Raw genomic sequence first — 24296 nt, 5'->3', positions numbered from 1 at the left:
CGTTGCCAGATCGGTGGCTGCGGTGCTAACCGAAAAAGGCGGACGGGAATCGGCGTTGAAGCAATGCGCGCCGCCTTTCTTAACAACATCCCGAACAGAACATCTCTTGCCCACCGTGGAGAAACAATTTTCATGCAAAAATCAACCAAGGCGATCCGGGTCGCCGCGCCGTTGCTTGCGATTTTGGGCATGGTCGCACCATTCATATTACCAATTACTCATATATCTTCGGCGCAGGCTCAGGAGGAATATCTTCCGACCCAGAAGGACTTTGTCGGTAAATGGCAACTCAGCGGCGCCACCACCCGGCCGCCGCGCGACATGAAGGATGCGCCCACGCCGGAACAGGAAGCCGCCGCCAATGAGGTCCAGCAGACGGTGACCGCGTTTTACGGCGCGTTCGATTATCTGGAGATCACGGCGGATGGGCGCTACAATTTCCATCAGCCCGGCGACCCGACATCGGGTTCCTGCGTCTGGTGCGGAACCTGGTCCTTCAGCAAGAGTTCGCTATGGCTCGAGCTGGACACGGCGCCCAGGCTCGATATCTACGCCAAGGGCGGCGACATCCAGATGACCTACACCGCCGAACCCGACGAAAAATCGAAATACGCCTGGCTGGTCTTCGGCTGGACGAAGGTTGATTAGACGGCGCCCCGCGACGCCCCCGAGCAAATTCGACGGGGTCCGAGCGGCTTTTCATCAATCTCGTATTCTCGTATACGAGATTGATTAGCTACCCGAGGAATCCGCATGAGTCCACTGCCTGAAGCCGTGCCGTTTTTCAGTCAGTGGGAGACGCCCGACATGACGCTGGCGGTGCTCGCCGATGGCGCCGAGGCCGCGTTGCGGCGGGATCCGCTATGGCAGGGATCGGGTGCGGCCACGCGCGACGAATACGCGGTCTGGGCCGCCAATGTCTGCGGCATGGCGTGTCTCAAGATGATCCTGGCGACGCGTGGCCAGATCGTGCCGACGATCGAACTGGCAAGACGGTGCACCGGATATGGCGGCTATGTCGTCAATGAAGGCTCGATCAAGGGGCTGATCTACGCGCCTTTCGTTGCCTTCGTGAAGCAGGAATTCGGCCTCGAGGCCGAGGTGATGACCAATGTCGCGACGGCGGACATTCCAGCGATCCTCGCCCGGTCGCGCTTCTTCATCGCTTCGGTCAGCAGTTCGATCCGCTGGCCCGAGCGCGAGCCGCCATCGAAGGGCGGACACCTGGTTCTGGTCACCGCCGCGTCGGATGAGGGTTTTCGCTTTCACAACCCATCCGGCCATACCAGCGCCACACAGGCAAACGCAGTGTTGGCGCCAGGCGATTTCGATCGTTTCTTCGCCAATCGCGGCATTGCCGTCGCCATTTGATTTTCGACAGTTGAGGGATTTCGATGACCGGAAAGATCAGGGTTGCCATCCTCTATGGCGGGCGCTCGGCCGAGCACGACGTGTCGCGGCTGTCGGCGGCCAACGTGCTGAAGGCGATCGACCGGACGCGCTACGAGGTGGTGCCGATCGCCATTTCCCGGGAGGGCAGGTGGCTGCTGCAATCCTCGTCCGAGGCTGGCGGCGATGGGGCAGGGGCTCCGGTGTCGGAGGACGGCGTGGAGGTCGCCCTGCTGCCCGGCGGCAAGGGCCGGCTGATCCCGGCGTCGCACGAGGGAATACGGGCTGACCTTACGCCTGTCGATGTCGTCTTTCCCGTGCTGCACGGTCCCTTCGGCGAGGACGGCTCGGTGCAGGGCTATGCGGAAGTCGCCGATGTCGCCTATGTCGGCTGCGGCATTCTGGCTTCCGCCGCCGCCATGGACAAGGACGTCGCCAAGCGGCTCATGCGCGAGGCCGGCCTTGCCGTCGCCCGCTCGGTCACCGTGCATAGAGGTGATGTCGGTTCGTTCCAGAAGATCGCTGGGGCGCTTGGGCTGCCTTTCTTCGCCAAGCCGGCACGCCAGGGCTCGTCCTTCGGGGTGAGCAAGGTGAACGACGGGGATGGTTTTGAAGCGGCCGTCGAAACGGCTTTCCGCTACGACGGCAAGGTGCTGATCGAGGAGTTCATCGAAGGCCGCGAGATCGAGTGCTCGGTGTTGCAACGGGCAGGCGGCTCGCTCACGGTTTCGCTGCCGGGCGAGATCATCCCGGCCGGCAAGCATGGCTTCTACACCTATGAGGCCAAATATCTCGATGCCGACGGCGCGGTGGTCAAAGTGCCCGCCGACGTCCCCGCCGCGATCGCCGACAGAGCGAGGGACATGGCTGGGCAAGCCTTCAAGGCGCTGGGCTGCGAGGCCATGGCGCGCGTCGACTTCTTCCTGCGCGCCGACGGCTCGCTGCTGGTCAACGAGGTCAACACGCTGCCCGGCTTCACCGACATCTCGATGTACGCCAAGGCACTGGCGGCGATCGGCATCGGCTACGCGGAGGTCATCGACGCGCTGATCGAGCACGCGCTGGCGCGGCACGGCGTGCGCTGATCCGATCCGGGCAGGCAGCCAGTCGGAAGGCCGGTGCGCCCTTTCAGCACGGTCGCCACGCCGGATAAACTGCGCCTTGAACGACGTGTGTTTCACCTCTGGCTAATGTTGTACGCCGGCTCTATATGCCCGATCATGGAGCCGACAGGAGGGACATGGAATGGCGGCCAATCGTCGAAACGGGATGGCATCGCCGCCTCATGGGTTGGAGGAAATTCTTTCGCCCGCCGCCCCACACCCTCGAACGTCATTGCCCAATGTGGCCACCATCGTCACCACGGTGGCGGCGCTCTATTTCGGGCGTGAGGTTTTCCTGCCGATAGCAATCGCGCTGTTGCTGACTTTCGCGCTCGCCCCTCTTGTGTCCGCGCTCAAACGGGCCGGTATTCCCCGGATTGCCGCCGTCATCGTCAGTGTATTGGGGGCGTTCGCCGCCCTTGCCCTGTTCAGCTTCATTGTCGCCACGCAGGTCAGCGAACTGGCGCAGAACATCCCGGTCTACCAGACCAACATCCTGACCAAGATCCGCTCGCTCAAGGAGACCGGAGTCGGCGGAGGGATCATTGCCAGGTTGGGCAAGGTTGTCGAACGTGTCGGCCAGGAGATCGACAGGCAGGAGACGTCGCCGCCGGCCGCCACCCCGGAAAAGCCGCCGCGTGAGCCGGTGCCGGTCGAGATCGTCTCGCGCGAAAGGCCGCTGGAGGTCCTGCAGAACATAGTCGGGCCGCTGATCAGCCCGCTCGGATCGGCCGGGCTGATCATCGTGGTCGTCATCTTCATGCTGCTCGAGCGAGAGGACTTGCGCGACCGCTTCATCCGGCTTGTCGGTTATGGCGACCTTCACCGCACCACCGAGGCGCTTCAGGATGCCGGCAAGCGTGTTGGCCGGTACCTGCTGATGCAACTGGTCGTCAACATTTTGTACGCGATACCGATAGCGATCGGGTTGTGGATCCTCGGCATTCCAAATGCCTTGCTATGGGGATTGCTCGCGCTAGCCCTGCGGTTTGTTCCTTACATCGGGCCTGCCATAGGCATGCTGCTGCCGCTGTTCCTGGCGCTGGCCGTAGCGCCAGGCTGGTCGCTCGTGCTGTGGACAGCCGCCCTGTTCGTGGTGATGGAACTGGTTACCGGCAATGTCGTCGAACCCTGGCTTTATGGTTCGCGAACCGGGCTGTCATCCCTCGCGATCATCGTAGCGGCCATCTTCTGGACGTGGCTCTGGGGGCCGCTTGGGCTGGTCCTGTCAACACCGCTCACCGTGTGCCTGGTGGTGCTGGGCAGGCACGTGCCGCAGTTCGAGTTCCTCGACGTGCTCTTCGGCAACGAGCCCGTGCTCGAACCCCATGCGCGCCTCTACCAGCGTCTGCTCGCCGGTGATCCGGACGAGGCCACGGACCACGCCGAAGAGATGCTGGAAGAGAAATACCTGGTCGATTTCTACGACAAGGTGGCTATTCCCGCACTTCTGCTGGGCGAGCAGGACCGTGCGCGCGGTGTCATGGGCGATCAGCAAAGGCGGCAGTTGGCGGCCAGTGCGCAGGCGCTGGTGGCAAACCTCGACGAAAGTGCGCAGGAGGAAGCGGATGAGGAGGATGGCACGCTCGTGGCCGCGGAGGCGAGCGACGACGGCGAGTCCGCCGGCGAGGAGGAGGCCGATCTGCCCGACGGCACGGATATGTCGGTGCTTTGCGCTGGCGGACGTGGCGAGCTTGACGACGCCGCAGCAGCCATGCTGGCCCAGGTCCTGGAAGTCCAGGGCACGACGGTCTCGAAGGCAGGCTTTGCAGACATGGAACCGGGAGGTATTCGGCGCCTCGAACTCGACACGGTCGACACGGTCGTGGTTGGCTTCCTGAACCCGGATTCCATCAAGCACGCCCGGTTTCTGGTTCGCCGGCTAAAGCGTACGAAGGCAGCGCTGCGGGTGGGAATCGTGTTCTGGTCGGAGACCGGAAATGAGGACAAGGACGCAGCCGTCAAACTGGCCCAGGACATCAACGCGGATTTCGTGGCGCATGGCATGATGGATGCAGTGGTGGGCGCACTGTCGAACGAGCCGCCGGTCGCCCTGAAGCTCGTTGCCAAACGCCGCATGCGGCGTCAGCGGGCCACCCCAAGAAAGGCCTCGGCCACCGCTGCGAGCTAGGGCAATTCCCGGAAAAGTGTGTAGGGGTTTCGCGGTCGTTTACATATTTGAAGCAACGTCGCGGGAGGAGGGCGGCTTGGGCTTGTGGGCTGGCCGCATCTTCGCGGTCTGGTGGGGAAGGCGGGAAACAGGTTTGACCGGATTTCCACCGACCGGTGCCTGAACCTTGCGGCGCCGGAGCCAGTTGGAAGACAGTTCGGCAAGCAGACTGCGCAGGGTCTTCACAACATTCTCCTCCGTCGGGCGATGCAGTAACCTCCAGAGACCGGACTTGTTCCACTGCGCTTGGAGCCGTGGCGGTCCGCAGGCTTTTCACTATTGCATCGAGGCTGACCGAGGAAGATTGAACGGCATGACCGCACTCTCCTCGCCATTGTCGACGAGCCCGTTCCCACTCGCAGCCAAGCCGTTGCCCAGAGCGTCGAATTCGATTGCCGCGCCAAGCACCTGGGCAGCGTGCAGGACAAGGTATTCGACATCCTCGAGGGCGACATTCTCGGCCAGGTTTCGCACCCTGATCTGTTCCGCCACCGCGCTGATGTTGACGATGCCTGCCATCTCAAAGGCCCTCTGGACCGCCGAATTGACGTCGTCCAGCAACCGCGAAGAGTATTCGTACCGCATTTAAACCTCCCTTGGAGGGCTTGTTTCTATCCATGTCGCAGCATGCGCCAGGTGGACGCGGATGACAAGCGAATTCTCAAAAATATTTGAATAAAATCAATAAGTTAGCATAGTGATGCAAGTGGGGGTCCGACGTCTTATTCTCATCATGGGTTAGATGCGCCGTTCCCCCACTGGCGGCACTTGACGCATTATGAGGCAAACCCTATTTATTAGCTGAACGAGGTAGATACTAACTCGACACATTCTCAGCTCCAGCGAGGAAGCTTAGATGGCTGACCTGGAACGTCCGGAACGGCTGCAGATCATGCTCACCGTTGACGAATTGATGGCCCTGGAAAACTGGCGCTTCGAAAAGCGCATGCCGAGCCGCTCCGCCGCGGTGAGGGAGCTGTTGCGCCGGGGTCTGGCCTCCGATGGCTTCCTCGCCGCCGGGCAAGGGACCAAATCGCAGGAATTCGGCGTGCTGGCGCCCGAGGTCGATGGCAGAAGGCCAAACGGCGGGACAGCTGAGTAAGCCGGGAGCTGCGGATTCCTTAATTCCGTCAGGGGGGCGATTGCCTCGATTGGTTTGCGGGCTAGTTAGGTGGCCATGACGGAATTCCTGGCGGCGATGAGTGATGTTGAAGACAAGGGACGATTGGGCGCGAGCGCCGATGCGCGGCTGGCGGCGATTGTCGATTCCTCTTTCGATGCGATCATCAGCAAGGATCTGACCAGCGTCATCACAAGCTGGAACCTCGCTGCTGAACGCATGTTCGGCTACAGCCCCGAGGAAGCGGTGGGGCAGTCCATCCTCATGCTGATACCCGACCACCTCAAGGGCGAAGAGACGGAGATCATCAGCCGGGTTCGCAGCGGCGATCGCGTGGCGAGCTATGAGACGACCAGAAGGCGCAAGGATGGCTCGCTCATTGCCGTTTCGCTGACGGTTTCGCCAGTCAGGAACGGCGTAGGCGAGATCATCGGCGCTTCGCAGATCGCCCGCGACATCTCCGCCGCCAAGGAGAGCGAGCGCCGCATCAGGCTGTTGATGCGCGAGGTCAACCATCGCGTCAAGAACCAGTTCGCGGTCATCCTGTCGATGGTCAGGGAGACGAGCAAGCGCTCGAGCGACCCGCAAGAGTTCGAGGAACTGATACGCGCCCGCATCATGGCGCTGTCGCGCTCGCATGATCTGCTCGTCACCTCCGAGTGGGCGGGAGCGAGCCTCTTTGACTTGATCCAGGAGCATCTGAAGCCCTTCGGCCGCGAGGAGCAGATCCTGCTTTCCGGGCCGGTCCTGACGCTGCAGTCGAACGCGGTGCAGAACCTCGGCATGGCTTTCCACGAGCTCGGCACGAACTCGTCCAAATATGGCGCCCTGTCCAGTGATGCCGGCCGGGTCGAGATCACCTGGACGATAGGCTCTAGCGCCTTGGGCGAGCGTGAATTCCAGTTGACCTGGGAGGAGACATCGAAGCCTCGTCCAGGCGACCGGCGCGACGAGACCACGCGCAAGGGGTTCGGCACCGTCGTGCTGCAGCGTGTGGCGCCGCAGTCGCTGGGTGGCTCAGCCGTTCTGGAACGGTCGCCCGGCCATTTGAAATGGCGATTGAGCGCGCCCCTGGCCTCCATCATCGTGGCGCAAGCCGGTACCGAGCCCATCGCCGATGCGGCGGGTTTGGGTATTTAGATTCGAGATTTCAATAGGTTGTCCGTTCGATCCTGAACGAGGAAGCTTGGTTGCCGCCGGGCAGGTGCGCGTAGAAATAGCGGTCATGGTGGGGCGGCGGGGGACCCCGCCGCCCGTTTTACCGGTCACGGATGATGATGGATATGCCTTTCGGCATCGACTTCGCCAACCGTGAAGCTCTGGAAGCCCGGCATGAGCTGCCATATGGCGGCAAGACCGATGACCGTATAGGCGAGGCGGGCCAAGGTGGCTCCTCCAAGGGCCGTGCCGATCACGTCATAGCCCGTTACGCCCATGGCCAGCCAGTTGAGACCACCAAGGATGATAAGGGCGAGGGTGACGAGGTTCATGATGCGCATAAACGCCTCCTGATGTTGCCTGAACAAACGCCGGAAGAAAAACGCCTGTGGTTTCAGGAGGTTCCATCAATCACGGAATTGTGAACGGTGGTAACAAGTCGTGAGCGGCGGCAGGACGCGAAATCAGGCCGGGTTGCGGGGCCTGGAGCCTATTCGACCAGGACGTGCGCCTCGCGCGCGGCCTCGACAAAGGCCTCCCTCGCGATATCCGGGGAAACGTCGCCACTCGTGGCGCGACGGCAGGCGCGTAGCGCCGACTGATGTTTCAGGCTGCCGGCATCGCGCCAATGTGTCGTGAGGAGTTCGATGGCCTGTTGTGTGTTGGACAGGTTGCGGGTGGCTCCGGTGACGCCGACCGAAACCACGACGGGCTTGGAGAACCACGCGGTTTGCATTGGAACCTCGACCATGTTGCGCATGGAACGCGCGTGGCCGCGCGAGGTTTCATATCAGCCGATCACTGTCGCGTGAGGCTCGGCCCGGCATCTCCCGGCAAAACAAGGCCTAGAGGATGTTGGTCGTCACCTCGACGATGATCGCGGCGCCTTCCAGGCCGCCGTTGGGCACATGCACGACACGCGAAACCCGCAAATCCTGCGGGCTTCCGTCGACCGACAGGGAAACACTCTCTCCAATGCGCGGCACGGCCTGGAAGGTGGCGTTGGTGGCGTCCGGCCGGTTGTCGATGGATATGCGGCAATTGACGGTCATGGAATGTCTCCTGTGGCTGGCGGTGCCCGGTCGTCAACGCGGGGTCCGTGAAATGGTTTCAGGAGGGCCGGGGCAAACCGAGTGACCTGCCCGATGTCCGCCTGGCGGCCAACGGGCGGTCCGACGGCTTCCAGGCTTCTAGTTGGCTCGCGGAACGAAGTAGTTGGTGGTGACCGCATCGCGGCCCATCCCACGCGTGACTTGAACCGTGGCATAGCCTTCCGGGGGAATCGAGCCGGTCGCCGTCCGGTCGACCTGCTTGCATCGGCCGACCATTTCGCCGCCCGGCCACGGTGCCAATCTGACTGCAAGGGCCGCTTGGCATTCCTCGAGCGAGGAATAGGCGACGGGCTGCGACTCCATGGGCCGGCAGAGCGATGCGTTGCATGAAAGCATGATCATTACCGCCGCGGTTGCCGGGTCCATGAAACTCTCCTGTTGGCCGACAACGTGCAACGGGCCGCAAGGTTTCATGCCGGGGATCGAGCACCGCCCCGTGGGCATTCGGCTGCGCTTCTTCCAAAGGTATTCGACGGCTGTAATCGAAACTGCTTGGCCAGGGATGCGACCGCGCTTAAAGGCCCGGCCCGGTCCGCGCCTTTGGGTAGACCAAACGCCGGAACATCAAAGGCCAAACGAGGATATCGTCCAAGCGTTCTGGTACCCGAGGCGCGGCTTGGTATTCGCTGCGTCGGTCTGGGTCGACGTTGCTGTTCCGGTTGCGGTGCAGTCCAATTTTGCCGCCACTGCCGCCTTGATCGATAGACCAGCGCATGTGTTCGCAGCAGTGACTTTTGCCTTCTTTTCGTGCGCCGCAGCGACACTTGAACCGGCGAGGACAAGCGCCAGGCAAACGAGAGCCATTTTCATTAGAGCCACCTATTTTAGTGTAATCTAAATTAAAGTTAACGTAACGTTAACTGGCCGTCAATCGCGACGGGGTCCAGGGCGGAAGTCGCCGTCCTCCTGCCATTCTGTATTGTTCATCCAAGGCCCCAGGCGCCCGCCTGGGGCTGGACTACGGAGGCACGATGACTTGGATTTTCCGGTGCGAGCGGTCCTAGCAGGCAGGGCACCGGCCGATATCCTACCTGTATCCCGATTGGCCGATCGGTAGCGGATCTGAAGCGATCCGGCCTGATTCCGTTCAGAGAGTTCGCTTGCGGTTTTCTGCCTGGTTCCCGTTCATCGACTCGAACCACATCCCCGATCGCATGTCGTCACGGGGGTTTTAAGGACTACCGGCAGCCGGGCCAAGCTGGAGTTCCTCCCGGCGGCTTACGATGCTCAGCACAAATGCCGTTTGCTGGATTATCCCCGCCTCAGCGCGGACACACTCTCAGGTCCAGATACTAGCCTAAGCCGCGAAGCGCTGCAGCGCTCGCTACATTGGAAAGAATTTCACGGGACCGCTCTATAAGCCGACGGTTCCCCTCGATGACTTCCTGAGTTTCCTTGATGCGACGCTCCGTTTCATCCAAGCGGTCAACCAGCTTTTTGGTGTCATCGATGTGTTGCATGACAATGGCCACCTTATCATGATCCGCGTCCTCCCGGCTCAACAACTCGCGCGGGATGGAAGTTGTTCCCTGATTGGCCCATGAGCCGGAGGCTTGCGTGGCGGTTGATCCACGGAGGAATGTTTGCGTCAGCCGAGGAGGCGGCGACATGAAGGCCGCGGCAAAGAGATTTTCTTGAGCATGCGTCAGAACGTTGTTGATGGCCACCGGCTCCGCCCTTGCCAAGTCAATCGATAGGAATATATTCCTCGCGCGGCGATTTCTGCAATCTGAGGCCGCACCATGTCCAAAACCATTGCCGATGCCATTCGCAACCGCGAGACGTTCTACGTCACCTGCGGGCATCCGATGTGCAATCATTCCCTCCAGATCGACTTGCAAGCGCTGGGCGCCCGCCTGGGGCTCGACCACGGCGCCATGCATAACGACTTGGTGAAAGTGTTCCGGTGCGATCTGTGCAAGCGTGCAGGCAGGGGTCAGCGGCCGGTGTTCTTCACCTGCATCCCTGATTATGGCGCGATCGATCGGCGGAGGAACAGTAGCAAAGACTGACTGGCGGTCTTGGCCGAGTGCTCCGCTGGCGGGCTACAGTTTTACGCTTCGCGGTTCGTATGATCGGGGGGCCGGGAATGCGGCGGCTCGGCGCCGGAGTTTGGAGGGGAGCGCCGAGCCTAGCCGGCCGGTACCTGTGGGGGGCCACGGGGTCCTGCCGGGCTGGGCCGACTATGCCCCGCCTTCCAATAAGAACGAAGTCATCCGAAAGGAGGTGTCCTTGCGCGACATTGGCCGCGTCTTTCCCCGTCCGCAACCAACCCTGCCGCCACCCGTTGACCCTATGCTGGGTAGATCCCTAGCACTTCTGTCTCTTCCCGCCGGTTTCGCCCGGCGGGCTTTTTCATGCCTGGAACATTCTTTGGAGGCGGGCGTTAATCATATCGTGGTCGATTCTTTAGGATGTAGCCACGCCCAGGGCCCGTCGCGGGGGGCCACGCGGCGGGCCTTCCATTTAAGGCACGGAAATTCAATAACGCTGGCCAACGGCTCGGCCTGGCTTTTCGAGCTAGAAGAGCTGACGCAAATCGCGTTGGTCGGCCGGCTGGCCGCGGCTTAGTCTCCAGATGGTGACGACGTGGTTTGCCAGGCTTTGTTGCATGAGTATGGAGTTTCGAAAGTTGGAACTATTTTAGCGCACGCTGATTGAATCATCGGCAGCCGGGGTCGACTGCTGACCAACGTCCCTCCAAGGCCTTTGGTCGGCCCGCGTCAGAGTTGGGTGGCGCGGGCCATCGCTTTCGGAGGCCGGGGAAGGTTGCGCGAGTCCTGTGCATGCCGAAGACGAAGGCTGGATTCACGGTGCCTTTCCTACCAGCCCTGCCTGCTATACCAGTCATCGATATCCCGACGGGCGCGATCCTTTTCGATGCCGTAGCGCTCCTGGATCTTGCCTTCGAGCTGATCGCGTTTGCCGGCGATGCGATCGAGATCATCGTCGGTGAGTTTTCCCCACTGTTCTTTGACCTTGCCCTTCACTTGCTTCCAGTTTCCCTCGACGCGATTCCAGTCCATGACAACCTCCTTCGTTGGAAAAAGGCGCAACGTCGTCGTGTCGAGGAAGTTCCCAAAAGGCCATCTGTGGCGGCCTTCGGGGGATCGATGCATATTCGACGATACGTCAAAAATTGCATCTAAGTCATTGGTTTTGTTTGGTTCCCGCTCATGGGCTCGAACCACGATTCACGCCTTCAAAGGGCGCTGTCCTACCATTAGACGAAGCGGGAAAGGCGGGACGTTATGGCGTCCTTGCGGCTTGCCGTCAATTCGGACCACCGGCCGTCAATTCGGGAAATCAACGCCCGGGTCCTGGCAGCGATAGACCGGGCAGGTACCGTCGCGGGACGGGATATAGGCCGACATCGGGACGTCAGGCCAGTCGCACTCGTTGCCGAACTGCCTGACATAGCGGTCATAGGTGTTGCGGCCGGTGGTCAGCACCACGGCGCGATGGCTCTGGATCATGGCGCGAATCTCGCCGCAACTCATGGAGCGGCTGTCGGGACGGGCATCGGCCAGGCCGGTCGTCGCGAGCACGGCGCCGATGGCCATCAACAGGGTCAGAACGCGAGCGGACATGAGGGTTCTCTTTGGTTTGACTGAATTGCACATGCGGCCGGTCCGGATTGGCGCTGGAATGGCCGCTTGCATTGTCGCACACAACCGCTTTCGTGTCTGTTGGGTTCCGCGCAACCAAATCGGGCGTCGCGCATTGCTGGGCATGGACGGCAGGAAACCCTACGAAACACCGCAATGGTGGCCCGGAAACGAGGGCCGTGAGGCGATGTGCTGTTCCTTCTGCGGCGGCCGCGACCATCGTTTCGAGGAGTGTCCGCGAAGATCCGATCCTTTCCGGCCTGGTGAACCCGACGGCGACGATACAGCGGAGCAATCAGTCGGCTGATCCGAGGTGACTGGCAGTGGCTAACCGGGGCGGTGGCTAACCGGCACCGGCCTTGACCTCGCCGAAGAAATCGATCAGCGCGCCAGCCGTTTGCCCGGGCATTTCTTCGGGGAAGAAATGCCCGCCTGACATCGCGCGGCCACGCACGTCATCAGCCCAGTTCCGCCATAACGCCAGCGGTCCGCCTTCGCCGGCATACCATTGGGCCAGCGCGCCTTGCCCGCTCCACAGTGCCAGCACCGGGCAGGCGATGCGCCGGCCGGCGGCTTTGTCCGCCCGGTCGTGTTCGCGGTCGAGCGTTGCCGCCGCCCGGTACTCCTCGCAGATCGCGTGGATGTGGGCGGGGTCGCGCAAGGCATCGACATAGGCCCGGCGGATGCCGGCTGGAAAGACATCGGGCGATGAACCCCAGCCGCCCAGCGCATTGTCGACGATGGCGTCTGGGGCGCCCGCCAGGATCTTTTCCGGCAAGGGCGCGGGCTGCGCCAGCAGGGACCACGGCCAGTAGCCGAGCGCCAGCCGGGCATCGGCCCGGTCCCAGGCATCGGCCGTGGGCACGATGTCGAGCACGGCGAGTTTTTTGATAGGGCCGGGATGGTCGAGCGCCAGGCGGTAGGCGACACGCCCGCCGCGATCATGGCCGGCGACCATGAAGCTGGTAAAGCCGAGTTCCGCCATCATCGCCACCATGTCGGATGCCATGGCCCGCTTGGCATAGGGCGCGTGATCGGCGCTCGATGCCGGGCAGGCGCTGCGGCCATAGCCGCGCAGGTCGGCGCAGATGACGGTGAAACGTTCGGCGAGCGCCGGCGCAACGTCGCGCCACATCAGATGGGTCTGCGGAAAGCCGTGCAGCAAAAGCACCGCCGGTCCGCCACCGGAGCGACGCACGAAGATGCTGACGTCCCCGATGTCGACGTCGATAGGCTGGAAATGCTCGAACATGGCTGGCCTCCGGCACAGGCAACGGCTGGAGAATGGAGTTGGTTGCAGCGCCTTTTGTGCAAGGGCCGGCTCTTTGCGCCGCGAAGGTGGCTCGCCGGCGCGATCGGCGTCGCCCGCGGCCTTGGCCTCTGGCCGGGTTCGCCATGCTGATCGTGCTGATCGTGGCAGGGCTGCTGCACCGCCTCGAACCCAGGGCCGGCCTTGGAGTGAGGGCGACAGACAGCCGCTCCGGCCCCAGAGGCAGGCCCCGCGAACAGGCCTTTCGCCAACCCATTGGGCCAACCTTTCGGGCCGACGGGCGTTGTCCCAGTGAAGGGAAGGCCGCCGCGGGCGGCTGTTCAACGAAGGAGGCCGAGATGAAAGCTCTCGCCATAGCATCATGCGCCACGATGCTGGCCGTGGCGATGCCGGCTGCGGCACAGACGGCTCAGCAGATACCGAACCAGCAGGGCGACAAATGCCGGGTGCAGACGGATCAAGGCGGCAAGCAGCAGTCCGGCAGCGGCGACCTGAGCGAAAAGCTCAGTGATTGCGGCGGCGTGTTGAAGCCGCCGGCTACCGGCGACCAAGGCATGGCCGCGCCGGCGCCCGATGAAGGCAACACACCGGTAATCAAGCCTGGCGAAGTGCCGCCCCAGCCGCCGAAGCAGTAGAGCTGGTTAGACGACATTGCAGTGCCTGCAGAGGAACCTCGCTGACCAGGAAACGTTTCTATGACAAGACGGACCTGGGAAGGATGGGATCGTGAGAGATATTGCCGCCACCGCTACGTTGCTTGCCTCTATTGCTGTTGTGATCGTCCTGATGCTGATGGCGCCGAAGAGCTTCGGCTTCGAGAGTTCCCACCCGATCGTCAACGGCGATCTGCCCACCCAATGATCGAAAATGGGTCCAAAAAAAGCAGGCGAGTTCGCCTGCTTTTTGTTTGGGCATTGCCTTGGCCTATCGGACCAGAAGGCCGGCGTGATCGCACAGCGCGGTAAAGGCCTCCTGCGCCTGCGCCGCGCCTTCATTGTTGGTTAGCGCCGCCTCGATCTTCTCGCGCGCGGCCTGGTAGAAAGGGCCGCGCTTGGCATGCGGCCAGTCGATGAGGATTTCACTGGCGTCCTGGAGCGTGGCCACCTCACGGATCGTGTCCGATCCATGCGGCTTGACGCGCAGCGGTGTCGACAGCATCAAATCGGCCATTGGTTTTCCCGCTATTGGAGGATGCGCGCTTCACGCGCGGCGTCGATCATCGCCCGCATCGCCTTTTCCGGCGGCGTCCAGCCATCCAGGGCATCGCGGCAGCTGCGCAGTGCCGCCCGGTACCGCCGGCCCCGGCCGGCCGGCCAGTCACCAAGGCATTCCAGACCTTCCCAGGCGCTGCGCACCACGCGCTCCCGTTCGGGCGCGAATTTCAGGCGGATCGGTCGGGGAAACATCTTGTCGTTCAACGGTCGTCTCCATGAATCGCATGGCGGTCAAAACCGGGGGCGAGCCGACATGCACAGAGGAAGCGCCGGATAACGTGGCCGACAGGGCAGGGTTCCAGGTCCGGACGATCAATTTTCAAGCTTGCGCTCAATCGCTCGCGACGGCGTCCGACAAGGCTCTCGGCGCTGGCAGATCCGCGCCCTCTGCCAGCGGCCGGTCATGCTCGAACTGCTCGGCGTCGGGCAAGGCATGCAGCCAGGTTTCGCGCCGGCCGGTCCACAATTCATATTGCGGTTCAAGGTCCGTCGGCGCGACGTCGAGACTGCCGAGCATCACCTCGGCCTCGTTGTCGTCGACCCAGGCGACGCGGCTGCCGCAGGTCGGGCAAAAGCTGCGTGTGCCGTAGCTTGCCACTTCGCCCGATGTCTCGAAGGCATCGCGCGGCCAGATGGCAAAGGCGGAATAGACCGAACCGCTCGCCTTGCGGCAGTCCTTGCAGTGGCAAAGGCCAACCCGCGACGGCTGGCCGGTGACGACGAAATGCACGCCGCCGCACAGGCAGCTACCGGTCCTGCGTGTTGTCTCGGACATGGTTGCGGCCCTCCGTTTTCGCCACCCTGGCTGTCAGCCATACGGCTGTGCAGCCGATGCTTCGTCAGTTTGGCATGCCACGGGCCGGGCGGGACAGATGCTCGTCTGCCATTTCGTTGGCCAGGATGAGAAACCGGGAAAAAGACATCCTGTTCACCGTACCGCCAGGCCCGGTTGACGCGGCCCGCAGCAATCTTCAACGCCATCCAGGTGAAATGGTTGCCGCCTTGCGGGCCGCGTTCTTCTATCCGCGCGCGGCCATGTGGTTGTCGAGCTTCTTGCGCGAGGGGCCATAGCGCTTGATGATGGTCTGCGCCTCGCTCTGCGGAATGCCGTATTTGCGCGCGAAGGCGGCGACCTCATAGGTCTCCTCGCTCGAGACCAGCTTGCGGTCCTGCTTCGTCTTCGATTTGTCGTCGGGCATGGCTGGCCTCACTTTCTGTAAGCCGCATGGTTGCGCGGACGTCTAGATGTCGCGGTCAGACATAACACGGATCGGTCATGCTGGTTCCATGGCGGATGGCGGCGACCGCCGGGCGCTTGCCGCCGGCCCCGGTTCAGGCCGATGGAAAGGCCGGGTCGGCGCCGGGGCCGTCAGTCGCGCCGCATTCGGCGCAGGGCGCGCTGGCGCCGGGGCAGCCGCGGTAATGCGTGCCGGCGGGACAGCAAAGGCCGTTTGAACTCGTCCAGCGCGGGCACTGGAAAACCTGTCCTGTGCCGCCGCAGCCATCGCACTCCAACACCGGTGACCGGACCAGATAGGACTTCATTCCCAACCTGACGCTTGCGCCCAAAACTCGACCCACCCCAAAATCACTGCACAGGACACGCCGTGCATTAGCCCCAGCTAACAATATCACGTTGCCGGTTACGGACAAGTTTCAGGATCGTTAATTGTTCATGAATGCCCGGCGCATGTTGTGGGGGCTGACGATCGGCGCCCTGCGCGTGCTCCGAAATCGGAGAGAAAAAAATCGCCGACTCATGAAAAATCGCTGGCCCATGTCGGATCCGCGCGTGGCGGCGCGTCCTTGGGGCTGATGAAGCTGGAGAACAACCATGTCGTCGCAAATCGCACAATCGCCGTGGCAGACCGCGGCCCTCCTCGTTGCCCGGCTGATCTTCGCCGCCGTCTTCCTGATGGCGGTGACCTTCAAGTTCATGGGCATGGAGGCCACGGCGGGCTATATCGCGGCCGCCGGTTTCCCGTTCCCGCTCTTCCTCGCCTGGTGCGCGGCGATCCTGGAGGTTGCGCTGGTGCTGTGTTTGCTGAGCGGCGCCTTCTTCACGCAGGCCGCCCTGGTCGCCGCCGCCTATGTGCTGTTCCTGGCCTTTGCCTTCCACGGACCCAGCCACTGGTCAGGCAACCAGGCCGAATTCGGCTTCTTCGTCGACCATTTTTCATTCCTGGCCGGCCTGCTCGTCGCGGCGGTCCATGGACCGGGGAGGATTCTGGCGCTGAACCTGGGATGGCCGGGCAGGGCTTAAGTAGCCCGCCCGGGGCAGGGCTTAGCAGCCCGCCCGGCAAGGCGCGAAGAGGACCTTACATCTGGTCGTTGTAGGGCTCCTTCATCTGGCCGACCATGCGGGCCAGCTTCGAGAAGGACGGCATGTCCGCCTCCGGCTGGCACTGGTTGGCGAGTTCCAGCAGCCGGATCGGGAAGTTGACGGCGTCGCGGCTCGACGCCGACATGCCTCCGGACCGTTCCTCGCCGGTTTCCGAGGCTTCGGCCTTGCGCAGCGCGATGTCGATCTCCTCCGATGTCAGCACCCCCTTCTTGACCAGGACGTGGTTGATAGAGGCGACGGCCATCAGCAGGCCTTCGAGTTGCAGGTTGGCGACGTTCATGGATTGCTCCCTCCATTGATCGCAGTGGAAACGCGTCAGCGGCGTTTCCGATCCCAGGACGCCGGTCGGCCGGACGCGTCTATTCCTGCGTCAGGCGCTCGCCATATTCGCGCCACACCGCCTTGACCTCGAGGCTGCCGAGGCGCGGGATCGAGGGGTCGCCGCAGTCTATGGCGACGGTGCTGATGTCGTAGTTGGGGTAAGCGTGGGCGACGAAGCGGATCGCTTCGCCAAGCGAATGCACCCGGATGATCGGATCCGCCTGGCCCTGGCCAGTGCTGCGCACGCCGGAAACCGTGGCCGGAGCGTGCCGCATCCTGAAGACGGATGCCATGGCTGGTCTGTCCATCGTCCTCTCCTAAAAGGCCGTGCGACGGGAATCATTCCATGAGCTGCCGCTGATGATTTCACAGGAGCCGGCTGTTGAAAAGCCTGATGAATGTCAGGCCGCGGTCATGCCCCTTCCAGTTAAATATGAATTTTTTCCTAGAAGCTCGTTGACCGGGTGAGGGCAGTCATGCTACATATTTGTCCATGGTGCTGATTTGCGCCAACGACCCGCCGCCGAGGCGGGTTTTGTTTTTTGGCGCCATGCCAGGAACGCCGCTGCGATTGCAAATCTGAATGCTGGCGGGACAGCGCCCCCCTCTGTCCTGCCGGACATCTCCCCCACATGGAGGGAGATCGGCAGCTTTGGCGCTCCGCCACTCCATCAGACGTTGGAAATTGGCGAAAGCCGGCGAGTGCTTAATCTCCCCCCTCGTGGGGGAGATGTCCGGCAGGAGAGAGGGGGGCGCCGTAGAGCGCTACCTCCGCGAGATGCGAGAAACCCCATGCCCCGCTATGCCACCATCATCACCGGCGATGACGGCCTTGAGGTCGTCAGCGCCATCGGCGAATTCGACGGCGCGGCGCCGCAGGCGCGGCTCGGCCGTGTCGAGGCGGTGGCGCCCGGCGTGCTGATCGGGATGGTGCGGGACGCCAGCGGTGGGTTTTGTTTTCCGCGGGCCGGCATCGACAGCCGCGCTGTCGGCCTCGCCATGGCGAAGCTCAAGGCGCGGGCCGGGGCGGCAAAACCTGCCGCAAGGCCGAAGCGTGGCAAGCGGGCCGGGAAGAAGACCGTTCGCTCGAAGAAGGCGCGAAGCAGATCCGAGCCGCCCAAGGCGGCGGCCGGCGATGCCTTGGGGTAGGCCGATGGCTGACGAAACCGACGCCGTGCCGAAGCGCCGCAAGGCAAGGCCGGCGAGGCGCAAAGCCGCCGCCGGCCCGGCAGCCGCGAAGGCGCCCCGCCCGAAGCGGACGAAGAAGACGCTGGGCGACGATTTTCTCGCCGCCGTGCGGGCCGATTTCCGGGCGCACGGCGCCGGCGTCCTGGCCGAGGTGCGGGCCGACAAGCCCGACCAGTATCTGAAGATCGTGCTTTCGGTGCTGCCCAAGGACATCGATGTCGCCATCAACCAACTGGACACGCTGAGCGATGAGGAAATCCGCAGCCGCATCCGCGCCCTCGAAGCCATCCTCCGGCCGTTCCTCGACGAACCCTCCGATCCCGGCCCCGCTGATGCCGGCGAGCGCGGAATATCTGGCGCTGCTGGCGGAACTTGACCGCCGAAGGCGCAGCAACCAGTTGGCGGCGTACAAACCCTATCAGCGCCAGGCCGAGTTTCACGCGGCCGGAGCGGTCAACCGCGAGCGGCTGTTCATGGCCGGCAACCAGCTCGGCAAGACCCGCGCAGGCGGCGCCGAATGGGCGATGCACCTGACCGGCCGTTATCCCCAGTGGTGGCAAGGCAAGGTTTTCGACACGCCGGTGCGGCTGTGGGCCGCCGGCGTCACCGGCGAGGGCACGCGCGACAACCCGCAGCGCGTGCTGGTCGGCCCGCCGCAGCAGCAGGCGGCATGGGGCACCGGCATGATCCCGGCCGATGCCATTGCCGACACCATCATGGGACGCGGCGCGCCCGGTGCGCTCGACAGCGTCGTTGTGCGCCATGGCGGCGGCGGCGACCGACAGGCCGGCGAGAGCGTGCTGTCGTTCAAGAGCTTCGAAAAGGGCCGCGAGAAATGGCAGGGCGAGACGCTGCACGGCGTCTGGTTCGACGAGGAGCCGCCGCTCGACATCTATTCCGAGGGCCTGACCCGCACCAACGCCACCGGCGGCATCACCATCGTCACCTTCACGCCGCTGCTGGGGATGAGCGATGTCGTGTTGTTGTTCCTGTCGGCGGGGGAGGTGGAGGGGATGGGGAAACCCAACGGAAGATGAATCAGGGGTATTTGCTTCCCGCAAGCTGCCTGGCGCGGCCTTCGGCAGTCGGCGATTTGCGCGTGAGTGGCATACACCTAACCAACGTTTGTCGGGTGCCGCGATCATGGTATTGCACACAGGACTTATTTGGTGTGTCCGGGATGCAAGCATTAACGTTGCTCTTTATCCACTTTCCTCCGCCGCTGAAAGCGATATATGAGGGGTAGTTTTTGCAAGTAGTTTCCTTGCTGGAATAGGGAACATTCGCTTGGCTGGTGCATGCCGATGCACTGGTGGCAATGGCGACAACGATTGCAATCCGGATCATGCCTTCCCCCAAGTCTTGTGTCAGCTTCGCATTGACGAGCCGTTGTATCAATGGCTGAAGCTCTATTGGAGCATGCTTGCATGTCCCGCCACGTTACCTTCATGACCATCGACGATGCCGCGCATTATTCGCCCGGGGAACGCGCGGCGATCGTCGCCGCCTATCCCGAGCATGAGCGCGAGGCCCGTGCCCGGGGCATTCCGGTGCTGGGTTCCGGCCGCATCTTTCCGGTGGCCGAGGCGCTGATCGCCTGCGAGCCGTTTCGCCTGCCGCGCTATTGGCCGCGCCTAGGCGCGCTCGATTTCGGCTGGGATCATCCTTCGGCCGCCGTCGAGCTTGCCTGGGATACGGAGGCCGACGTCGTCTATGTCACCAAGGCGGCGCGCGCCTCGCAACAGACGCCGGCGATGCAGGTGCTGACGCTCAAACCCTGGGGCGAATGGCTGCCCTGGGCATGGCCGCGCGACGGCCGCCGCGAAACACTGGAAGGGGCGGGCACAGCACTCGCCAGGCAATATGCCGCGCATGGGCTGAATATGCTGCCCGGCCATGCCCGTTTTCCAGATGGCTCGGTCTCGGTCGAGGCCGGCCTGATGGAGATGCTCGACCGCATGCAGAGCGGCCGCTTCAAGGTGTTCTCGACGCTTTTGCCCTGGTTCGAGGAGTTTCGCTTGTTCCATCGCAAGGATGGTCAAGTTGTGAAGTTGCGCGACGACCTGATGGCGGCGACCCGCTATGGCGTGATGATGCTGCGCGAAGCGGTGGTCGACCCGGCGGAGTTCAAGGCGGCAAGAAGGCCGACAGGGCAGAGCGATCCGCTGGGGGCGTTTCGGTAGGGCCAGGCGCGAGGCTCGCGGCCCTGGAAAGGGCGGCGCGGGCGGAGGAGAGACGAGGCGCTGAAGCTGCCAATCTCCCCCCTCGTGGGGGAGATGTCCGGCAGGACAGAGGGGGGCGCTGTCCCGCCGGCATTGCCATGGGTCGGACGCGTCCGGCGGCTGTCACAATATCTTGGCGTAACAGGCATTGCCGGGTGTTCGGTGGGTGTTGAGGTTCGCACTCTACGGCGCCCCCCTCTGTCCTGCCGGACATCTCCCCCACGAGGGGGGAGATTAGCCGCTTCGCCGCCGGCGTCTCAACAATTGCCGTTGTAGCACCGGTCTTTAAGCGGCGGCAGTCGTCTGAAAATCCGCATACCCCGCCACACCCACCGAAACCCACCATCCGCACTGCCGAACCGGCTGCCATCCCGGCGGCCCGTCGCTGTGTGCGCGCCTCTCAAAACCAGTTGGGCAGGAAAGATCAAATGGTCCACGTCATTCCCCTTTCCGTCGGCCAGCGCCGGCTCGATACCGGCAATGCGGTGCAGTACCCGCAGGGCTCGCCGATCGGCGGCGCCATGCAGGGTTTGGGCGATCACCTCTCTGCCGTCGCCGAGCGCTACCAGCAGATGATGGCCCAGCAGGAGGCGTTCGACGCCGAGATCGCGCGCCGCAAGTTCAATGGCCAGATCGCGCAGGCGGAAGACGAGGCGACGGCCAACGCGCCAGCCGACGGCGCCGGCCTGCATGACGCGATGTATGGCCAGGTCAATCCGTATGACGGCCGGGTGGTGAAGACCGGGCTGTTCGACAAGCTGTTTGCCGCCGCCTTGCCCGGCATGCCCGAGAGCCAGCGCGCGAACTTCGCCAGGCAGAAAGAAGCGCTGCGTCAAACCGGCTCGCTGCGCATGGCGCAGCGGCAGCTTCAGCGGCGTAGGGATTATGAGCAGGCCGAGGTCGACACGGTGCTGAAGACCAGCGCCATCGCCATCGGCAATGCCGATCCCGACGATCAGGTCAGTTTCGAAGCGGCCCGGCAGCAAGGGCTCGACCTGATCGACAAGTTGGGGGTCGATCCCGGGATCAGACAACAGAAGGCGAAGGACTGGTTCGGCACCGCGGCCAAGACGCGGTTCGAGGCGCTGATTGCCAAGGATCCGCAGCGGGCGCTGGCGATGTTCGGGCTGGGGATGGCGGCGTCCGCCGGCGATGCCTCCGGCCTTCGGTCGGTCAGCTGGATCCGTGCTTCGGGCAGCCCGAGTGCGGTGGCAGAGAACGGCGACCGTGTTGGAGAGCAATCGCCGGATGAAATGGTGGCGCGAGCATTTGGGGACAGTGCTCCGGCGCCTGATCGGATAGCGCCCAAGCCGGCAACCGACAATCTCGCCGACCTATCGCCGGATGACATTCAGCGGCTGATCGACAAGGCACACGCCGCGAATGCGGCGCAACTGATCGACGCGCGCACCAACATCGCCCTCGCTTCGCTGAACGCCTCGGACGCAATCGCCAAGACCGGCAGCTATTCCGGCAACATGCCTGGTCCGGCTGACTTTGCCGGCGTTTATGGCGCCGAGGAGGGCGGCAAGCAGTATCACGACTTCAGCTTGAAGATGGATGTAGGCCGTCAAGCCTTCGGCATGCGAACCATGTCCAACCAGGCTATCCACGCAGCGCTGCGCGATGCGGAACCTGGGCCTGGCAGCTCCGAAGAGGAGCAGACGCGCTATCGGGTTACCGCTGCGGCGGCTCTCAAGACACTAGGCACGAGGCGGGCCGACCCTGCTGGCTATGTTCGAGAAGTCTTCCCCAATGTTGACGCTGCGTGGAAGGCGGTGGCGAGCCCAGGCAGCAACGATCCGACCGCCTATCAAGTCGCGATTGCCCGTTCTATCGCTGCTCAAGAACAGTTGGATTTTGATAACATCCGACCCTTGCCAAATTCATTCTCGGCCGATCCGACCAAGACACTGGATATCAGTGAACTGCTGCACCGTGCGAGCGAAACGGAAGCAGGTACAGCAGTTGCGTCAGAATCGAAATCTGGGAGAGGCCAACGTTCTGAGGCGTTGAAGAGCCAGCTGACCCAGTCTGCGTCCGCAGCGTATGAACAAAATGAGAACACCTATCCTTCCATAGAGGTAACTGGTATATCAAAATCAGTTGCGAGGAATTTATGTATCGACTTTTGCACCAACGCCACACTACCCACGGGCACGTACGACGGAGCACCATTTCACTATTGCATGGCTAGGTGTATGGAAAATTACGGGCATTGAAGGGCGAATTAGATGGTAAACAATCTCCGTAGAGATGATGCTGAGGCTATTGTGCAGTTGATTCTTGGTACTTCAAGGGCTCTGAATGAATTCCTGCTTGAGAGAAGAGATTCAAGAAGCGAAGAAGAATTCGATTTCCTCAAAAGGATCGTTGGGAGGCTGATGGGATTTCAATATTTCGAAGTGATAGAGGTTGTTGGTGATAGATACAAAGAAGTTATAGAAAATTTGTATGGATCGCTACCTAATTTAAAATTCGAATTTCCTGAGATAAATAAGTGATGAATATATATTGTTATTTTGAGCCAGAAGTGATGCGTTCTACCGGCAAAATCCGACAACAACAATGAAGAAATTGTTGGAAAAGGCTGCCGAAATAGATGACAAATACGGGCACCTCTCCAACTCGCCAATAGGTAAGAAATGAAATATTATTACTTGGACCCACAAGTGTCAGGCGGTCCTGGTGACAATACCATCATGGACACGGCCGTGCATCCTCCCGCGCGGTAACCCGTTTACATTATGAGTTGACGGGCGGCTGGGGGATAGTATGGTAACGTCGTTCCCGTGTTATCTTGTTACTGAGGATGTCAAAGAGAAGATTCTCAAGAGTGGCTTTTCCGGCATGACGTTCGACAAGGTCGAGGTGACCACTTCTGAGTTGTTCGAGGAAATGCAACCGGATCAGAAGCTTTCGTCATTCGTATGGCTGAAAGTGAACGGGGATGCCGGCGACGATGATTTCGGAATCGCGAAAGACTATCGCCTTGTCGTTTCCGAACGTGTTCTCGATGCCCTCAAGCCGTTCGGGATCTCCAATGCCTTGATCGAGCCTTTTGAAGGGGCTTGATGTTCCCAGCCTTGGCGAATCATGGGGGCGGCGTTGAGACGATGGATTGCCATCCTGAGCTCGAAAGCTGCCGAAGCGACAGGGGCGCACCCGCCCAACGAGTCAGGATACTTTAAAATACGGCCGAATGTCGCTGGTGGGATTGGCGAAAACACCGTCCTCGACCGGAGCGTCCACCCGCCAATCGTGACCAAGCTTCACTATGTGGTGGAGGGCTGGTTCGGGGATGTGATCGTTGCGACATTCCCCTGTTTCCTCGTAACTGAGGAAACCCAGCGCGCACTACAGAAGATGGGCTTTTCAGGTGCGACGTTCGCCGAGGCCGAGGTGACAATCTCGGAAGAGTGTCAAGAGGATCAACCCGGGTTGGACCTGCCACCTTTCGTCTGGCTGAAAGTGAATGGCAAGGCCGGCCTCGACGATTTCGGGATCGCGATACCCTTCCGCCTCGTCATCTCGCAACGCATTCTCGATTTGCTGGAATCGTTAGGCATTCCGTTTGCTGTGGTCGAGCCCTACGAGGGCCAATAGGAATGGGTTTGCGGTCGCAAGCAATTACGGCGACAGCCCACTCATTCCCTGATGCAGCTCCGCTTCTTGACGTCCGGCATTGTTCAGCTCGACCGAAACGGAAATAGTGCACTGTCACCGTAGTTCCCAATTTTCCGACGGTTCGGTCTCGGTCGGTGCCGGGCTGGCCGCGACCCGCTATGGCGTGATGATGCTGCGCGAAGCGGTGGTCGACCCGGCGGCGTTCAAGGCGGCGCGAAGGCCGACAGGGCAGAGCGGTCCGCTGGGAGCGTTTCGGTAGGGGCAAGGCGCGCTCGCGGCCCTGGAAAGGGCGGCGGGCGGAGGAGAGATGAGGCGCTGCCAATTGTCCGAACCGGATAGATAGGTAACAGAATGGACCGATAGCATGGGTGACAGTTTTCTTGTCCGCCGGGAGGACCGGCGATGGTTTGGCGAGAAACTGGGATCATGGACGAGCGGCTACGGTTTGTT

General features: G+C 62.2%; 34 protein-coding genes, 1 tRNA gene and 1 pseudogene. 19 read left to right on the top strand and 17 right to left on the bottom strand.

Annotation, left to right across the window (positions count from 1 at the left end; all coding sequences use genetic code 11):
• The first annotated feature begins 132 nt into the window (after window positions 1-132).
• The 4 genes from EN845_RS10640 (at window position 133) to EN845_RS10625 (ending at window position 4623) form a co-directional block, all read left to right on the top strand.
• On the top strand, window positions 133-648 hold the full coding sequence (locus tag EN845_RS10640; protein ID WP_127870426.1) for a hypothetical protein: 516 nt from the start codon (window positions 133-135) through the stop codon (window positions 646-648).
• Window positions 649-753: 105 nt separating this feature from the next.
• Window positions 754-1371: a C39 family peptidase gene (locus tag EN845_RS10635; protein WP_127278003.1), complete on the top strand. Its 618-nt coding sequence runs from the start codon at window positions 754-756 to the stop codon at window positions 1369-1371.
• A gap of 23 nt (window positions 1372-1394) precedes the next feature.
• The gene (locus EN845_RS10630; RefSeq protein ID WP_127870381.1) at window positions 1395-2474 is read left to right on the top strand and encodes a D-alanine--D-alanine ligase family protein; all 1080 of its coding nucleotides are present in this window, start codon (window positions 1395-1397) and stop codon (window positions 2472-2474) included.
• 160 nt (window positions 2475-2634) lie between these two features.
• Entirely contained in the window at window positions 2635-4623 is a 1989-nt protein-coding gene (locus tag EN845_RS10625; RefSeq protein ID WP_127870382.1) for an AI-2E family transporter, read from the top strand.
• Window positions 4624-4662: 39 nt separating this feature from the next.
• Here the strand turns inward: EN845_RS10625 and EN845_RS10620 are convergent, their stop codons facing one another.
• On the bottom strand, window positions 4663-4848 hold the full coding sequence (locus tag EN845_RS10620) for a hypothetical protein (protein ID WP_127870383.1): 186 nt from the start codon (window positions 4846-4848) through the stop codon (window positions 4663-4665).
• 90 nt (window positions 4849-4938) lie between these two features.
• On the bottom strand, window positions 4939-5247 hold the full coding sequence (locus tag EN845_RS10615) for a hypothetical protein (RefSeq protein WP_127870384.1): 309 nt from the start codon (window positions 5245-5247) through the stop codon (window positions 4939-4941).
• Window positions 5248-5518: 271 nt separating this feature from the next.
• On the opposite strand from EN845_RS10615, the gene EN845_RS10610 reads away from it, so the two are divergent.
• Window positions 5519-5764 carry a hypothetical protein gene (locus tag EN845_RS10610; RefSeq protein ID WP_127277998.1) on the top strand — a complete coding sequence of 82 codons (246 nt, stop codon included), beginning with the start codon at window positions 5519-5521 and terminating at the stop codon, window positions 5762-5764.
• A gap of 96 nt (window positions 5765-5860) precedes the next feature.
• Complete coding sequence (locus EN845_RS10605; protein ID WP_245464335.1) at window positions 5861-6922, top strand: PAS domain S-box protein; 1062 nt, start codon at window positions 5861-5863, stop codon at window positions 6920-6922.
• 125 nt (window positions 6923-7047) lie between these two features.
• On the opposite strand, the gene EN845_RS10600 is transcribed toward EN845_RS10605, so the two are convergent.
• The 5 genes from EN845_RS10600 to EN845_RS10580 all read right to left on the bottom strand — a co-directional run bounded on the left by EN845_RS10600 (window position 7048) and on the right by EN845_RS10580 (window position 9719).
• Window positions 7048-7281: a DUF378 domain-containing protein gene (locus EN845_RS10600; protein WP_127870385.1), complete on the bottom strand. Its 234-nt coding sequence runs from the start codon at window positions 7279-7281 to the stop codon at window positions 7048-7050.
• A gap of 149 nt (window positions 7282-7430) precedes the next feature.
• Complete coding sequence (locus tag EN845_RS10595; protein ID WP_245511705.1) at window positions 7431-7700, bottom strand: DUF982 domain-containing protein; 270 nt, start codon at window positions 7698-7700, stop codon at window positions 7431-7433.
• An 85-nt stretch (window positions 7701-7785) separates the two neighbouring features.
• Complete coding sequence (locus EN845_RS10590; RefSeq protein ID WP_127870386.1) at window positions 7786-7992, bottom strand: hypothetical protein; 207 nt, start codon at window positions 7990-7992, stop codon at window positions 7786-7788.
• A gap of 138 nt (window positions 7993-8130) precedes the next feature.
• On the bottom strand, window positions 8131-8418 hold the full coding sequence (locus EN845_RS10585; RefSeq protein WP_127870387.1) for a hypothetical protein: 288 nt from the start codon (window positions 8416-8418) through the stop codon (window positions 8131-8133).
• Between the two features lie 926 nt (window positions 8419-9344).
• Window positions 9345-9719 (bottom strand): hypothetical protein, encoded by a 375-nt coding sequence (locus EN845_RS10580; protein WP_127870388.1) that lies wholly within the window; start codon window positions 9717-9719, stop codon window positions 9345-9347.
• Window positions 9720-9794: 75 nt separating this feature from the next.
• On the opposite strand from EN845_RS10580, the gene EN845_RS10575 reads away from it, so the two are divergent.
• On the top strand, window positions 9795-10064 hold the full coding sequence (locus EN845_RS10575; protein ID WP_127279763.1) for a hypothetical protein: 270 nt from the start codon (window positions 9795-9797) through the stop codon (window positions 10062-10064).
• An 810-nt stretch (window positions 10065-10874) separates the two neighbouring features.
• On the opposite strand, the gene EN845_RS10570 is transcribed toward EN845_RS10575, so the two are convergent.
• From EN845_RS10570 to EN845_RS10555, 4 genes are all read right to left on the bottom strand, one after another.
• Entirely contained in the window at window positions 10875-11078 is a 204-nt protein-coding gene (locus EN845_RS10570) for a CsbD family protein (RefSeq protein WP_127279764.1), read from the bottom strand.
• A gap of 138 nt (window positions 11079-11216) precedes the next feature.
• Window positions 11217-11290: transfer RNA gene (locus EN845_RS10565), tRNA-Gln, on the bottom strand.
• 55 nt (window positions 11291-11345) lie between these two features.
• Window positions 11346-11642 carry a hypothetical protein gene (locus tag EN845_RS10560; RefSeq protein WP_127870389.1) on the bottom strand — a complete coding sequence of 99 codons (297 nt, stop codon included), beginning with the start codon at window positions 11640-11642 and terminating at the stop codon, window positions 11346-11348.
• Window positions 11643-12003: 361 nt separating this feature from the next.
• A complete protein-coding gene (locus tag EN845_RS10555) occupies window positions 12004-12912 on the bottom strand; it encodes an alpha/beta hydrolase (RefSeq protein WP_127870390.1) in 909 nt (302 codons plus the stop codon).
• A 356-nt stretch (window positions 12913-13268) separates the two neighbouring features.
• Between EN845_RS10555 and EN845_RS10550 the strand changes: the two genes are divergently transcribed.
• Entirely contained in the window at window positions 13269-13565 is a 297-nt protein-coding gene (locus tag EN845_RS10550) for a hypothetical protein (RefSeq protein ID WP_127279767.1), read from the top strand.
• Window positions 13566-13656: 91 nt separating this feature from the next.
• On the top strand, window positions 13657-13791 hold the full coding sequence (locus EN845_RS36630) for a hypothetical protein (RefSeq protein ID WP_281040962.1): 135 nt from the start codon (window positions 13657-13659) through the stop codon (window positions 13789-13791).
• Between the two features lie 63 nt (window positions 13792-13854).
• Here EN845_RS36630 and EN845_RS10545 read toward each other — a convergent pair whose 3' ends face one another.
• The 4 genes from EN845_RS10545 to EN845_RS10530 all read right to left on the bottom strand — a co-directional run bounded on the left by EN845_RS10545 (window position 13855) and on the right by EN845_RS10530 (window position 15343).
• Window positions 13855-14100, bottom strand: coding sequence for a DUF982 domain-containing protein (locus EN845_RS10545; RefSeq protein ID WP_127279400.1), 246 nt, complete (start codon window positions 14098-14100; stop codon window positions 13855-13857).
• Between the two features lie 11 nt (window positions 14101-14111).
• Window positions 14112-14348, bottom strand: a complete 237-nt coding sequence (locus EN845_RS10540; RefSeq protein WP_127279401.1) for a DUF982 domain-containing protein — start codon at window positions 14346-14348, stop codon at window positions 14112-14114.
• A 127-nt stretch (window positions 14349-14475) separates the two neighbouring features.
• Window positions 14476-14919 carry a GFA family protein gene (locus tag EN845_RS10535; RefSeq protein ID WP_127870391.1) on the bottom strand — a complete coding sequence of 148 codons (444 nt, stop codon included), beginning with the start codon at window positions 14917-14919 and terminating at the stop codon, window positions 14476-14478.
• A gap of 244 nt (window positions 14920-15163) precedes the next feature.
• On the bottom strand, window positions 15164-15343 hold the full coding sequence (locus tag EN845_RS10530) for a DUF3606 domain-containing protein (protein ID WP_015317039.1): 180 nt from the start codon (window positions 15341-15343) through the stop codon (window positions 15164-15166).
• Between the two features lie 635 nt (window positions 15344-15978).
• Here EN845_RS10530 and EN845_RS10525 point away from each other — a divergent pair.
• Window positions 15979-16407 (top strand): DoxX family protein, encoded by a 429-nt coding sequence (locus EN845_RS10525; RefSeq protein ID WP_127870392.1) that lies wholly within the window; start codon window positions 15979-15981, stop codon window positions 16405-16407.
• Window positions 16408-16462: 55 nt separating this feature from the next.
• Here EN845_RS10525 and EN845_RS10520 read toward each other — a convergent pair whose 3' ends face one another.
• On the bottom strand, window positions 16463-16768 hold the full coding sequence (locus tag EN845_RS10520; protein WP_127870393.1) for a hypothetical protein: 306 nt from the start codon (window positions 16766-16768) through the stop codon (window positions 16463-16465).
• A 79-nt stretch (window positions 16769-16847) separates the two neighbouring features.
• Entirely contained in the window at window positions 16848-17117 is a 270-nt protein-coding gene (locus EN845_RS10515; RefSeq protein ID WP_127279405.1) for a hypothetical protein, read from the bottom strand.
• A 484-nt stretch (window positions 17118-17601) separates the two neighbouring features.
• Between EN845_RS10515 and EN845_RS10505 the strand changes: the two genes are divergently transcribed.
• From EN845_RS10505 to EN845_RS10460, 9 genes and pseudogenes are all read left to right on the top strand, one after another.
• Window positions 17602-17958: a hypothetical protein gene (locus tag EN845_RS10505; protein WP_127870394.1), complete on the top strand. Its 357-nt coding sequence runs from the start codon at window positions 17602-17604 to the stop codon at window positions 17956-17958.
• A gap of 4 nt (window positions 17959-17962) precedes the next feature.
• On the top strand, window positions 17963-18373 hold the full coding sequence (locus EN845_RS10500) for a hypothetical protein (protein WP_245511704.1): 411 nt from the start codon (window positions 17963-17965) through the stop codon (window positions 18371-18373).
• A pseudogene (locus tag EN845_RS10495) lies at window positions 18330-18989 on the top strand (terminase family protein); the annotation flags it as partial. The gene EN845_RS10500 and the pseudogene EN845_RS10495, both read left to right, overlap by 44 nt.
• A gap of 435 nt (window positions 18990-19424) precedes the next feature.
• Window positions 19425-20180 carry a terminase family protein gene (locus EN845_RS10490; protein ID WP_127870396.1) on the top strand — a complete coding sequence of 252 codons (756 nt, stop codon included), beginning with the start codon at window positions 19425-19427 and terminating at the stop codon, window positions 20178-20180.
• Between the two features lie 467 nt (window positions 20181-20647).
• A complete protein-coding gene (locus EN845_RS35435; RefSeq protein ID WP_189522866.1) occupies window positions 20648-22441 on the top strand; it encodes a hypothetical protein in 1794 nt (597 codons plus the stop codon).
• 12 nt (window positions 22442-22453) lie between these two features.
• Window positions 22454-22723: a hypothetical protein gene (locus EN845_RS10475; protein ID WP_127873637.1), complete on the top strand. Its 270-nt coding sequence runs from the start codon at window positions 22454-22456 to the stop codon at window positions 22721-22723.
• Between the two features lie 271 nt (window positions 22724-22994).
• Complete coding sequence (locus EN845_RS10470; protein WP_245511702.1) at window positions 22995-23294, top strand: hypothetical protein; 300 nt, start codon at window positions 22995-22997, stop codon at window positions 23292-23294.
• A gap of 33 nt (window positions 23295-23327) precedes the next feature.
• Window positions 23328-23825 (top strand): hypothetical protein, encoded by a 498-nt coding sequence (locus EN845_RS10465; RefSeq protein WP_245511701.1) that lies wholly within the window; start codon window positions 23328-23330, stop codon window positions 23823-23825.
• A 106-nt stretch (window positions 23826-23931) separates the two neighbouring features.
• Entirely contained in the window at window positions 23932-24105 is a 174-nt protein-coding gene (locus tag EN845_RS10460; protein ID WP_245511700.1) for a hypothetical protein, read from the top strand.
• Window positions 24106-24296 lie beyond the last annotated feature (191 nt).

Source organism: Mesorhizobium sp. M8A.F.Ca.ET.202.01.1.1, assembly GCF_004791595.1.
Taxonomy (GTDB): domain Bacteria; phylum Pseudomonadota; class Alphaproteobacteria; order Rhizobiales; family Rhizobiaceae; genus Mesorhizobium.
The sequence above is the reverse complement of the archived record's forward strand: the minus strand, read 5'-3'. Positions and strand labels throughout refer to the sequence as shown.